Here is a 12527-nt window from a genome sequence, read left to right on the forward strand (position 1 = left end):
ACGTCTTCAATGAAAGGAGACGAGGGGACAGGAGGCGTGTGGTGGCAGAGCAGTTAGAATTTTTCCCGGTGCAGAGCCCGTGCCGGGGAATATGTCAGACCGATGAGCGCGGCTACTGTCGCGGCTGTTTCCGCAGCCGTGAGGAACGTTTTAACTGGCAAACGATGAGCGATGCGCAGAAACAGGAGGTTTTGCGTCTTTGCCGCCAACGGCTGCTTCGCAAAATACGCGCGAACAGGCCGGAGCCGGCGGAAGAACCGCAGCAACCCTCACTGTTTTAAGCCAAAAATTACGTATACTCAGAGCACTTTTTTATTGAGGAAGCGGTTATGGTTCAGCGTATTGCTATGGCTCCCCAGGGGCCGGAATTTTCACGTTTTGTGATGGGCTACTGGCGTCTGATGGACTGGAAAATGTCGCCTGGCGAGCTGGTCAGCTTTATTGAGCAGCATCTCGATTTAGGCGTAACCACCGTCGATCACGCCGATATCTATGGCGATTATCAGTGTGAGGCTGCCTTTGGCGAAGCGCTGAAGCGAGCGCCGCATCTGCGTAGCCGGATGGAAATCGTCAGCAAATGCGGTATCGCCACCCGGGCGCGCGCTGAGAACACCATTGGCCACTACATTACCGACCGCGATCACATCGTGCTCAGCGCCGAGCAATCGCTGCGTAATCTGGCGACGGACCATCTCGACTTGCTGCTGATCCACCGGCCGGACCCACTAATGGACGCCGACGAGGTAGCCGAGGCTTTTCTCGCGCTGCATCACAGCGGTAAAGTGCGCCATTTTGGCGTCTCGAACTTTACCCCCGCCCAGTTCACCTTGCTGCAGTCACGTCTGCCGTTTACCCTGGCCACCAACCAGGTCGAAATTTCACCGGTGCATCAGCCGCTGCTGCTCGACGGTACTCTCGATCAGCTGCAGCAACTGCGTATTCGTCCGATGGCGTGGTCTTGTCTTGGCGGTGGTCGCCTGTTTAACGAAGAGGGCTTCCAGGCGCTGCGCGATGAGCTGGCGCAGGTGGCGCACGAGCTTAACGCCGACAGCATCGAACAGGTAGTTTATGCCTGGGTGCTGCGTCTGCCGTCGCAGCCGCTGCCGATTATTGGCTCGGGCAAAATCGAGCGCGTGCGCTCGGCGATTGTGGCTGAAAAACTCAGCATGACCCGTCAGCAGTGGTTCCGCATCCGTAAAGCCGCGCTCGGGTACGACGTACCGTAACGGGCATTTCCCCTCCGGAAAGGCGTTCCTGGTTTACACTTAACAGGGAGACAGCCATCCGGAGGTGTTATGCAACGATGTATTCTCGCGATCTTATCCCTCGCATTTTGCGCTGGCGCACAGGCCGTTAGTGAAGATGTGCAACTTAATCTCGTGACCACCCAGGGCGTCGGTCAGACCATCGGCAGCGTCAAAATCACCGAAACCGACCGCGGACTCGAGTTCGCCCCCACTCTGCGGGCGCTACCGCCGGGTAAGCACGGGTTTCATATTCATGCCGAAGGCAGCTGCCAGCCGGCGATGAAAGAAGGTAAAGCCGTGGCCGCCGGGGCGGCGGGCGGACATTACGATCCGCAGCATACCGGCAAACACGAAGGGCCGTTGGGGGCCGGGCATCTTGGCGACCTGCCCCTGCTGGTGGTCAACGATGCGGGCGTAGCCGACCAGCCGATTATTGCTCCGCGCCTGAAAACGCTGGCGGAGGTGAAAGGGAAAGCGCTGATGGTCCACGTAGGCGGGGATAACATGGCCGACAGTCCGCAGCCGCTGGGCGGCGGCGGCGAACGGTTTGCCTGCGGGGTGATTAAGTAGTTCCTTCGCCAATTGTGCCGGCCACCGGGGCCTGTTCCAGCTGCGACAAGGCGCAGTACAGTCGCCAAATCGCGGCGGCCAGTTCCCGCGCCGCCGGCTGATGATGGTGGTTCAGGGCGTCGCAGATCCGCTGCAGCTCCTGCAGGGTGGAGGCCAGCGGACGCTGCTGCACGCCGCGCTCGCTCATCACATCGCGTAACAGGTTGATGCACAGGTCGCGCACCTGGGCGAGAGGATCGGAGCGGGTTTCCCATTCGCGAAGCTGCCAGACGACGTGCGAGCAATTGAGCAGCACGACGCCCCAACGCAACAGCCAGCGGCGCGCCAGGGCATCCTTACTCTGGCTGAGCTGACTGACGTGGTGATATACCAGCGATTCAAATTCATGCTCACTGTGCTGAGGATGACGGCTGAGCTGATCGACAAAGTGACGCCGTAACGCTCTGATATGGCGTCGCCCTTTGCGGGCGTCAGAGCCCGGACTCAGTACCGCAAAGGCCAGCCAGGCAAAGCCTACCCCGACAATCTTGCTCAAATTATCATTGAAAAAGGCCGCATAATCGTACACCGGCGGGTTGGTGACGGCGATAAACGAGCCCATAAAGACGATAAGCTGTCCCCACAGGCCGGCGTATTTGGGCCACTGCAGTTTGAGTAACTGCATGGTGGTCAGGAGCGGGAACAGGAACAGCAGAAACTGCCACAGGTCGGTTACCTGCACCATCAGGCCGAACTTCACTACGAAACTGAATAGCGACAGCAGGACCAGAGTCTGCATCAGCAATGTCAGCGAGCGAAACGGCGAGGCGGATACGGAGTAGAGCACGCAGCAGATGGAGGCCAGGGTCAGGGCCGCCGCGCAGCTGGTCCACTGGGTACTGATCCCCCATGCGCCAATCGCCACCAGCGCGCAAAAGGTACGGACACCGTTGAGCAACGCCTCCGCCTGATCGGTATGGCGGGCTAACGGCGGGGCGGCGGGCACATTGAACTCGGCGATCGCCGAGGCATTTTCAACGCGGCGGATCCAGCGGCTGCTCTCCAGGTAAATGCGACAGAAATAGCGCAATCGCGCCCAGAAAGCGATGTGCCGGTAATCGGCATCCTGCCGCGGCGCCAGCGGCGCCAGGATCCGCGCAACGTGATAGCTGTCGGCATGAGGGGTGGCGAGCTCGGCGAGCAGCGACTCCAGTACCTGGCGAGTGTTCGCCGGCGCGTCAGGCCAGTTCAGCAGCATCCGTCGCAGACTGGAGATGACGCTGGTCATTCTGAGCTGCTGATGCAGGAGGTAGTTCAGCAGAGGATTCTGCCGACGGAAACGGTAGTGGCTCCAGAAGGCCTGGATACGCAGCAGGTTCATGGTCAGGATCTGGCCAATCACGCTCTCATGGGCGGTGCGAATGGCATCCGTCGTCTCCGGCACCCACAGCAGGCTGGCGTGCTCCAGCAGCCGGGCGTGCATGGTTTTCAGGGCCGTCAGCAGGTTGCTGCCGTCGGAGGTGCTTGGCAGGATCATCATCATTAGCCCGCCGCAGAGGATCCCGACGATGACTTCGCAGACGCGCGACTGGGCGATGACCCACAGCTCGTAGCTGTCGCTGATGTTAATCACCGGAAAGGCGATGATGGCGCAGGTATAGCCCGCCAGCTGAAAGGCATAAGCGACGTTGTTGGTGAACAGGGCGCAGGCCCAGGTGCAGAGCGCCAGCCAGCCGGAGATACTGAACAGAAACAGCCAGGGATCGTTGAGTGTATGACCGGCAAGCAGCAGGGCGGCGCAGGCGCCGAGCAGGCTGCCTGCGATGCGGCCAAAACTTTTACTGATCACGCCGCCGACGGTGGGAAAGCTGACCACCGCCGCGGACGTCATCGCCCAGTAGGGCTCATCAAGATCCAGCGCATAGGCGATACTCAGCGCAAGACACATCGCGATGCCGTTGCGCAATGCGTACCGCCACTGCGGCCGGGTGGCTTTAACCCAGGGGAGTGCGCGCCACGACAGGGTCTGCAGGTTCATTACTGCCCGCCAATTGAGACAGTGCAGGTGGTGCCGGAGACCAGGGTGACATCGGCCGGCAGCGTATCAAAGGCAATTCGCACCGGAACGCGTTGGGCGAGACGAACCCAGGGGATATTTGGTTTGATGTTGGCCACCAGCCCGGTTCCCTGTTCCACGCTCTGGTCGACAATCGCGCGGCCGATGCTCGCGACATGGCCCTTTAGCGTCTGCTGATTGCTATAGAGAATAATTTGTGCCGGATCGCCGATGCGAATGTGGCGCAGTTTGGTCTCTTCGAAGTAGCCCAGCACGTAAAACGAGTGGCTGTCCACCAGGGCAAAAACCGGATGGCCGGTGGTAGCGTAATCACCGACGCGGGTGGAAAGGTTGGTCACCCAGCCATCCACCGGCGCTTTGACAACCGTCTGGCTGAGCTGCCACTGCGCATGTTTCAGCGCCGCTTCGGTTACGCCGACCCCCGCTCTGGCGGCAGCCAGGGTGGTGGTGGCGGTATTCAGGGCGGTATTGACGTTCTCAAGGTCTTCAGCCGAGATGGCATTTTGCGACAGGCTTCGGCGACGGCGAGCCTCGCTGGCGGCCTTGCTTTGCTCCGCCTGCGCTTTCGCCACCTCCGCCTGGGCTTTCGCCAGCTGCGCCTGGGCGTTCAGCACCGCGATGCGATAGGGGGTGTCGTCGATGGTAAACAATACTTCCCCGGCTTTGACCCGTTGGTTATCGGTTACGTTCAACTGCAGAATACTGCCGGAGACCTGAGGGGTGATCCCAACCTGCTCGGCGCGCACTTTGCCGTCGCGGGTCCAGGGTGACTGAGTGTAGAAATTCCATAACAACCATGCGGCAATCAGGGCGACGGCCGCGACCAGCAGCGTTGACAGATATTTTAATCTTTTCATAACAGGGAGATCACCAGGCAATGAGCAATACCAGGGCCAGACAGACCGCGAGCGCGAACAGGGATAGATCCATTAGTAGCGGGTGCCAGATGTCGCCCGCATACATCCAGTCACGCAGCTGGCGATGTAAAAACAACCAGATAAAGAAACCCAACAAGACGGCTTTGAACAGCGGAGGGAAATAGACGGACGCGCCGAACACCAGGTCCTGCAGCGGCAATCCGGATGTGTTAAGACTCAGTTTCACAAGCAAAAATCCTTTGCCATTACAGGGGTAACCTCAGGACGTGCTACTCTTTAACAGTGTAAATCATTGTTTTGGTTTTTGTTGAATCAAGTAATTCATTTGTTTTGATAATTCAAATGCTGCACACTATTCTAAAATCAGTATAATAACTTAGCAAGCTAATTATAAGGAGATGAAATTGGAATCGCCACTTGGTTCTGATCTGGCACGTTTAGTTCGCGTTTGGCGCGCGCTAATCGACCATCGCCTGAAACCTCTGGAGTTAACGCAGACCCACTGGGTCACGCTGCATAACATCCACCAGCTGCCGCCTGAGCAGTCGCAGATCCAGCTGGCGAAAGCTATCGGTATTGAACAGCCGTCGCTGGTGCGCACGCTCGATCAGCTGGAGGAGAAAGGGCTCATTTCTCGCCAGACCTGCGCAAGCGATCGGCGGGCCAAACGCATCAAGCTGACGGAAAAAGCCGAACCGCTGATCAACGAGATGGAAGAGGTGATAGGTAAGACCCGTGATGAAATCCTCTCAGGGGTCTCGAAGCAGGAAGTGGAAACCTTGCTCCACTTAATCCGTAAACTTGAACAAAATATCCTCGATCTCCAGGCTAAAGATTAATTCTTTGCGGCCCGGGCTAATCCGGGCCTTTTTTCACCCTCCCTGCCGATGCCAGACGATCACCTGGTTACGTCCGTTATTCTTTGCTTCATACATGGCTTCGTCCGCGCGCTGAACGCACGCTTCCGCTGTCACGCTATTGTCGTAGGTGGTATACACCCCCATGCTGATGGTCATTCGCTCCGGTAAATGGCTCTCCCCGGCACTGACCGCCAGGCGGATACGCTCGGCGATCGCTTGCGCTTCTTTTTCACCGGTGTTGACCAGCAGCAGAGCAAATTCCTCACCGCCGATGCGTGCGGCGGCGTCATCTACCCGCGAATGGCTTTCCAGCACCGAGGCGGCGAACTGGATCACTTTGTCGCCCGCGACGTGGCCGTAGCTATCGTTGATGCGTTTGAAATGGTCGAGGTCGCTGATGAGCACCGACAGCGGATGCTGGGCATTCACCTTCGCCAGCTGTTGGTTAAGGGTGTCGTAGAAGAAGCTGCGGTTGTAGAGGCGGGTCAACGGGTCGCGGATCGAATTCTGATACGAATGAACATATTTGTGGTTAGACTCGCGATAGAGGATAAAGACGTCAACCAGTAGCACCAGAATCAGGAACAAGGTGCATAGCGTTTCGAAAAAACGCGCCTGGTACCAGGTCTGATCCAGCTCCCCTGCGGTGGAGAGCAGCTGGAAAAGCGTGAACAAATAAGCGCTGCAAAAAAAAGCGCCGCTGAACCAAAAAATATTACGCAGTTTACTCAAGCTAATTAATAAAATCAGCGTGATGAACCAAACTGCCATCAGCAGCCAGCCGATAATACTTTGCCACAACGGGGTAAAGGTATGGCTCAGATCGTCGATAAAATTGACGCTCAGCCACGGCGAATGGCTGGAGTATAGCCATGATAAAACAATAATGGTCAACGTAAAAAGTATACATGCTGTAAATGTAAGAACGTGTGCTTTCCACGAATGCATGATGCGCTGGCGAAAATAGTACAAAATAATAGATGACATGAATAACACAGCCATCATTATATTGCGGAAGAAATAATAGATAACGGCGTCATTTTGATTAACGACCGGGGCCGGATTGCAGGTAAGCCAGTCCGGATAGCTGCTGAGCGTGCCAAGCATCAGCAGCGCTGAGCAGGCAAACCCGAAAGAGACTGGAGTAAGGTAGAGACGCCGCTTGCTGCTCCAGTATTTCATGCCCATAAAACAGGCAATGGTAATATGAAAAACCATCAGGAAACTGGTCAGCAGCGGAAATAATATTGAGGAAGTACTACTGAAGCTGGTATGAAAAAACGCAGTCATCCCGGAAATGCCAATCCCGGCCAGTAAACAAATGCAAATATAAAGGATTAGACGTTTAACGATATGATGCACATGTTCGGGCATAGGCAATATTCCACATAAAAGGCAACGGCAGCGACGATGAGTCGCCAGGGCTAATTTACGTTCTTGAGGGTAATAGGGGCGGGCAGATAAGATATTGCGCAGGCGCAATGATTCATGGAATATTAAAATAAAGATGTCTGATGGTTACTACTAATTTATTACGGCGAAATAAACGTGGCTGAAAAATACGATGCGGCGCAACCGGCCGCATCGTAAGGGGAATTATCGCGGAGAGACGGTGACCTGGCTGCCGCTGCCGGCAATGGCCACGCGCTGACCAACGGAGAACGGAGTGCTGCCCTGTTTCTGCACTACCATAATGGTATTGCCATCGTCCTTACGGATTTCCAGTTCAACGCCCTGCGTTTTATTCATCGCGCCCTGAACGCCCTGACCGGCTACGCCGCCCGCGACCGCACCTGCCGCCGTAGCCAGAGAGCGTCCGGTACCGCCGCCGATGGTGTTTCCAAGGAACCCGCCCAGTACCGCACCGCCAATGGCCCCGATGGCATTGCTATCGTCGCCGCTCTGGATCTGTACGGCGCGCGTATGCACGATAGTACCGTAAGTCACGCTCTGCACCTGTTTGGCTTCAGATGCGGAATAAACGTCGCCGGACAGGCCGCTGCTGCTCACGCAGCCTGCGAGCGTAAAACCAATCATCGATACAGCCAAAACACGTAAAATCATTTATGAATCTCCTGTTCACCGAAGGTGTTCAATTGAACGTCCATACGGTTAATTATATGGCATTTAGTCGTCGGCGGGCATAGGTTCTCCCTGGACTATACAAAAAATAATAAACACTGGTGCTTCAACCTCAACTAAACGCCGGTTCTTTACGATGTTCTCTGATTTGTCGCTCTATTGTTAAAAAGTATTAGTACAACATAGCATTAGCCGACACTTTATGATGGAGTGAAGGGCATACAAGGGTCATGAAATGAAGGAAAACGTATGAGATCGGGTCGCTTTATTGGCGTTATGTCTGGTACCAGCCTGGATGGTATCGATGTCGTTTTGGCCACCATTACTGAAAACATGGTGGCGCAGCAGGCTAGTCTCACCTGGCCCATTCCACACGCGATAAAAGAAGAAATTCTGGCGATTTGCCAGGGGCAGTCGCTGACCCTTTCGCAGCTAGGTCGTCTGGACACCCGTCTGGGACGGCTGTTTGCCGATGCCGTACTGGCGCTGATGCGCCAGGAAAGTCTCAAACCCACCGACGTCATCGCCATCGGCTGCCATGGACAGACCGTATGGCATGAACCGCAGGGAGAGGCTCCGCATACCCTGCAAATTGGTGACAACAACCAGATCGCCGCCCACACCGGGATAACCGTAGTGGGGGATTTTCGTCGCCGGGATATGGCGCTAGGCGGGCAGGGAGCGCCGCTGGTGCCGGCTTTTCATCATGCGCTGCTGGCCCACCCCGTTGAGCGACGTATGGTGCTCAATATCGGCGGGATCGCTAATGTGTCGCTGCTGGCGCAAGGGCAGCCGGTGCGCGGCTATGATACCGGGCCGGGAAATATGTTGCTGGACGCCTGGATCTGGCGCCAGAAGGGCAAACCGTACGACAAGGACGCCCAATGGGCTAGCGAAGGTAAAGTGCTGCTGCCGCTGCTGCAGGACATGCTGAGCGATCCGTGGTTTGCCTTGCCGGCGCCGAAAAGCACCGGTCGGGAATATTTCAATTACGGCTGGCTGGAGCAGCATATGGCCCGCTATCCGGGGCTACGCGGGGAGGATGTTCAGGCTACGCTTGCGGAATTGACCGCCGTCACCATCAGTGAGCAGGTATTGTTAAGCGGCGGCTGCGAGCGTTTGTTAGTGTGCGGCGGCGGCGCGCGTAACCCCTTGTTAATGGCGCGCCTGGCGGCGCTGCTGCCGGGAACCGAGGTCTCCACCACCGATGAGGCGGGGATCAGCGGCGATGATATGGAAGCGCTGGCCTTTGCCTGGCTGGCCTGGCGAACGCTGGCTGGTCTGCCGGGCAATCTGCCCTCCGTGACCGGCGCCAGCGAAGCCTCGGTGCTGGGCGCCATTTTTCCGGCTAACCCGCCGCAGAATCGGAGTTAACTGAAATCTTAAATACGATGTGACCGGTAAACTGGACAAGTTAAGCGGAGGGCGGAGTGCCCGCCGTGACCGGGAAAGTCGAAGGCAAACGAATGAAAAAAATTCTTATCGCAGTTGTACCTTTTATGCTGGCGGGCTGTAGCTACTACAACCAGTTTGTCGAGCGGATGCAGACGGACACGCTGGAGTATCAATGCGACCAGAAACCATTGACGGTCCATCGCAATAACGCACGCCAGCAGGTCAGTTTTATCTATGATAATCAGCAACTGAACCTGTCTGAGGGGCTGTCGGCTTCCGGGGCGCGCTACACCGACGGCGTCTATGTGTTCTGGTCAAAAGGCGAAACCGCCACCGTCTATAAGCGCGACCGCATCGTCCTTGATAACTGTCAGCTGCAGACGGCCAAACGTTGAGATTTCTGTCCGGGGGGCGCACAATAACGCCACCTTATGACTACATCCTCAATGGCCATGTCTGATAACGACGAACTCCAGCAAATTGCGCATTTGCGCCGTGAATACACCCGTGGCGGTTTGCGTCGCCACGATCTTCCTGCTGAACCCCTGCCGCTGTTTGAACGCTGGCTGCGTCAGGCCTGCGATGCGAAACTTGCCGACCCGACGGCCATGGTGGTCGCCACCGTCGATGAGCGCGGCCAGCCCTACCAGCGCATTGTGCTGCTGAAGCACTACGACGAAAAAGGGTTGGTGTTTTATACCAACCTTGGCAGCCGTAAAGCGCATCAAATTGAAAACAACCCGCAGGTCAGCCTGCTTTTCCCGTGGCATATGCTGGAGCGCCAGGTGATGGTAATCGGCAAAGCGGAGCGTCTGTCGACGCTGGAAGTGGTCAAATATTTCCACAGCCGTCCGCGCGACAGCCAGATTGGCGCCTGGGTCTCGAAGCAGTCGAGCCGGATCTCAGCCCGCGGCATCCTCGAAAGCAAATTCCTCGAGCTGAAGCAGAAGTTCCAGCAGGGTGAAGTGCCGTTGCCGAGCTTCTGGGGCGGATTCCGCGTCAGCATTGAGCAGATGGAGTTCTGGCAGGGGGGAGAACACCGTCTGCACGATCGCTTTTTATACCAGCGCGATAGCGGCGCCTGGAAAATAGACCGTCTGGCGCCGTAAACGCCGAAATTAGTTATCGAAGCGCTGGCGCTGAAAGGGCCGGCGCTTTATTCTATGTACTTTTCGCATCTGGCGAAAAGTCGTGTACCGGCAGAGGTGCAGTCGTTTATACATGGAGAATTTGATGGCAAGCAGTAACTTGATTAAACAATTGCAAGAGCGGGGGCTGGTAGCCCAGGTGACGGACGAGGAAGCGTTAGCAGAGCGACTGGCGCAAGGCCCGATCGCGCTCTATTGCGGCTTCGATCCTACCGCTGACAGCTTGCATTTGGGGCATCTTGTTCCATTGTTATGCCTGAAACGCTTCCAGCAGGCAGGTCATAAACCTGTGGCGCTGGTGGGCGGCGCAACCGGTCTGATTGGCGACCCAAGCTTCAAAGCCGCTGAGCGTAAACTAAACACCGAGGATACCGTGCAGGAGTGGGTGGATAAAATCCGCAAACAGGTAGCTCCGTTCCTTGATTTTGACTGCGGCGACAACTCGGCGATCGCGGCGAATAACTATGACTGGTTTGGCAGCATGAACGTGCTGACCTTCCTGCGCGATATCGGTAAACACTTCTCTGTTAACCAGATGATCAACAAAGAAGCGGTGAAGCAGCGTCTGAATCGTGACGATCAGGGTATCTCCTTTACCGAGTTCTCTTACAATCTGCTGCAGGGTTACGACTTTGCCTGCCTGAACAAGCTGCACGGCGTGGCGCTGCAGATTGGCGGTTCTGACCAGTGGGGCAACATCACCTCCGGCATCGATCTGACCCGTCGTCTGCATCAGAACCAGGTGTTTGGCCTGACCGTACCGCTGATCACCAAAGCGGACGGCACCAAATTCGGTAAAACCGAAGGCGGCGCCGTGTGGCTGGATCCGAAGAAAACCAGTCCGTACAAATTCTACCAGTTCTGGATCAACACCGCGGATGCTGATGTCTATCGCTTCCTCAAATTCTTCACCTTTATGGACATTGCGGAGATCAATGCCCTGGAAGAAGAAGACAAAAACAGCGGTAAAGCGCCGCGCGCCCAGTACGTGCTGGCAGAGCAGGTGACGCGCCTTGTTCACGGCGAAGAAGGCCTGGAAGCGGCGAAGCGCATTACCGAAAGCCTGTTCAACGGTAACCTGAGCGACCTGAGCGAAGCAGACTTCGAACAGCTGGCCCAGGATGGCGTGCCGATGATCGAAATGGAAAAAGGCGCCGATCTGCTGCAGGCGCTGGTTGATTCCGAGCTGCAGCCGTCCCGCGGTCAGGCGCGTAAAACCGTTGCCTCTAACGCGGTGACCATCAACGGCGAAAAACAGGCCGACCCGGAATATGTTTTCGCCGACAGCGATCGCCTGTTTGGCCGCTACACCTTGCTGCGTCGCGGTAAGAAAAATTACTGCCTGGTCTGCTGGAAATAAAAAAATACTGCCAGGGCGTGGGAAACCACGCCCTTTTTCTTTTTAGGGTTGTGGTAAGAAAATGAAGAACATCCTCGCCATTCAGTCTCACGTTGTGTTTGGCCATGCCGGCAACAGTGCCGCCGAATTTCCGATGCGCCGTCTGGGCGCCAATGTCTGGCCCCTGAATACCGTACAGTTCTCTAACCATACGCAGTACGGCAAATGGACCGGCTGCGTCATGCCGCCTTCGCATTTGACGGAGATCGTTCAGGGCATTGCCGATATCGACAAGCTGCAGACCTGCGATGCGGTACTGAGCGGCTATCTTGGCTCCGCTGAGCAGGGAGAGCATATCCTCGGTATCGTGCGTCAGGTTAAGGCGGCCAATCCGGCGGCGAAATATTTTTGCGATCCGGTGATGGGTCACCCGGAGAAGGGCTGCATCGTCGCGCCGGGCGTGGCGGAGTTCCACGTGCGCTATGCGCTGCCGGCCAGCGATATTATTGCCCCGAATCTGGTTGAGCTGGAGATCCTGTGCGGTCATCCGGTCGCCAGCGTCAGCGAGGCAGTGGCCGCCGCGCGGGAGCTGATTGCCCAGGGGCCGGAAGTGGTATTAGTTAAGCATCTTGCCCGTGCGGGTCTGAGTATGGATCGTTTTGAGATGCTGCTGGTGACGGCCGAAGAAGCCTGGCATATTAGTCGGCCGCTGGTGGATTTCGGCCTGCGTCAGCCGGTGGGCGTCGGCGATGTGACCAGCGGTCTGCTGTTGGTAAAATTGCTGCAGGGGGCAAGTCTGCGCGATGCGCTGGAACACGTCACCGCCGCGGTGTACGAGATTATGCTCGCCACCAAAAATATGCAGGAATACGAACTGCAGGTAGTAGCGGCGCAGGATCGCATCGCCGTACCGGAGCACTGCTTCAGCGCCACCCGGCTGTAACTCCCAAGG

Annotated in this window: 14 protein-coding genes; 9 read left to right on the plus strand and 5 right to left on the minus strand. The window is 56.7% G+C overall.

Annotated features, from left to right (window positions below; all coding sequences use genetic code 11):
- The first annotated feature begins 38 nt into the window (after window positions 1-38).
- From KHQ23_RS17095 to sodC, 3 genes are all read left to right on the plus strand, one after another.
- On the plus strand, window positions 39-281 hold the full coding sequence (locus KHQ23_RS17095) for a DUF1289 domain-containing protein (RefSeq protein WP_004189722.1): 243 nt from the start codon (window positions 39-41) through the stop codon (window positions 279-281).
- 48 nt (window positions 282-329) lie between these two features.
- Window positions 330-1226 (plus strand): aldo/keto reductase family oxidoreductase, encoded by an 897-nt coding sequence (locus tag KHQ23_RS17100; RefSeq protein ID WP_002907760.1) that lies wholly within the window; start codon window positions 330-332, stop codon window positions 1224-1226.
- 69 nt (window positions 1227-1295) lie between these two features.
- Window positions 1296-1817 (plus strand): superoxide dismutase [Cu-Zn] SodC, encoded by a 522-nt coding sequence (gene sodC / locus KHQ23_RS17105; protein ID WP_004184268.1) that lies wholly within the window; start codon window positions 1296-1298, stop codon window positions 1815-1817.
- On the opposite strand, the gene KHQ23_RS17110 is transcribed toward sodC, so the two are convergent.
- The 3 genes from KHQ23_RS17110 to KHQ23_RS17120 are packed head-to-tail and all read right to left on the minus strand — an operon-like array spanning window position 1810 to window position 4977.
- The gene (locus tag KHQ23_RS17110; RefSeq protein ID WP_002907754.1) at window positions 1810-3834 is read right to left on the minus strand and encodes an FUSC family protein; all 2025 of its coding nucleotides are present in this window, start codon (window positions 3832-3834) and stop codon (window positions 1810-1812) included. The genes sodC and KHQ23_RS17110 overlap by 8 nt on opposite strands.
- On the minus strand, window positions 3834-4730 hold the full coding sequence (locus KHQ23_RS17115; protein WP_004143835.1) for an HlyD family secretion protein: 897 nt from the start codon (window positions 4728-4730) through the stop codon (window positions 3834-3836). Before KHQ23_RS17115 ends, KHQ23_RS17110 begins: the two co-directional genes overlap by 1 nt.
- Before the next feature lie 10 nt (window positions 4731-4740).
- Window positions 4741-4977 (minus strand): DUF1656 domain-containing protein, encoded by a 237-nt coding sequence (locus KHQ23_RS17120; protein ID WP_002907752.1) that lies wholly within the window; start codon window positions 4975-4977, stop codon window positions 4741-4743.
- 172 nt (window positions 4978-5149) lie between these two features.
- Between KHQ23_RS17120 and slyA the strand changes: the two genes are divergently transcribed.
- Entirely contained in the window at window positions 5150-5590 is a 441-nt protein-coding gene (gene slyA, locus KHQ23_RS17125) for a transcriptional regulator SlyA (RefSeq protein ID WP_004143833.1), read from the plus strand.
- Window positions 5591-5623: 33 nt separating this feature from the next.
- On the opposite strand, the gene KHQ23_RS17130 is transcribed toward slyA, so the two are convergent.
- Together KHQ23_RS17130 and slyB are read right to left on the minus strand one after the other, a co-directional pair.
- A complete protein-coding gene (locus tag KHQ23_RS17130; RefSeq protein WP_004180166.1) occupies window positions 5624-6985 on the minus strand; it encodes a GGDEF domain-containing protein in 1362 nt (453 codons plus the stop codon).
- 222 nt (window positions 6986-7207) lie between these two features.
- Window positions 7208-7675, minus strand: a complete 468-nt coding sequence (slyB, locus tag KHQ23_RS17135; protein ID WP_002907749.1) for an outer membrane lipoprotein SlyB — start codon at window positions 7673-7675, stop codon at window positions 7208-7210.
- 267 nt (window positions 7676-7942) lie between these two features.
- Between slyB and anmK the strand changes: the two genes are divergently transcribed.
- The 5 genes from anmK (at window position 7943) to pdxY (ending at window position 12518) form a co-directional block, all read left to right on the plus strand.
- On the plus strand, window positions 7943-9067 hold the full coding sequence (gene anmK / locus KHQ23_RS17140; protein ID WP_032434642.1) for an anhydro-N-acetylmuramic acid kinase: 1125 nt from the start codon (window positions 7943-7945) through the stop codon (window positions 9065-9067).
- A gap of 92 nt (window positions 9068-9159) precedes the next feature.
- A complete protein-coding gene (gene mliC / locus KHQ23_RS17145) occupies window positions 9160-9483 on the plus strand; it encodes a C-type lysozyme inhibitor (RefSeq protein ID WP_047694738.1) in 324 nt (107 codons plus the stop codon).
- Window positions 9484-9540: 57 nt separating this feature from the next.
- Window positions 9541-10197 carry a pyridoxamine 5'-phosphate oxidase gene (pdxH, locus tag KHQ23_RS17150; RefSeq protein WP_002907742.1) on the plus strand — a complete coding sequence of 219 codons (657 nt, stop codon included), beginning with the start codon at window positions 9541-9543 and terminating at the stop codon, window positions 10195-10197.
- A 124-nt stretch (window positions 10198-10321) separates the two neighbouring features.
- Entirely contained in the window at window positions 10322-11596 is a 1275-nt protein-coding gene (gene tyrS / locus KHQ23_RS17155) for a tyrosine--tRNA ligase (RefSeq protein WP_004175868.1), read from the plus strand.
- 61 nt (window positions 11597-11657) lie between these two features.
- A complete protein-coding gene (gene pdxY, locus KHQ23_RS17160; protein ID WP_002907739.1) occupies window positions 11658-12518 on the plus strand; it encodes a pyridoxal kinase PdxY in 861 nt (286 codons plus the stop codon).
- Window positions 12519-12527: the final 9 nt, after the last annotated feature.

The sequence above is a fragment of the Klebsiella sp. 64 genome, from assembly GCF_018223915.1.
GTDB lineage: Bacteria > Pseudomonadota > Gammaproteobacteria > Enterobacterales > Enterobacteriaceae > Klebsiella > Klebsiella pneumoniae.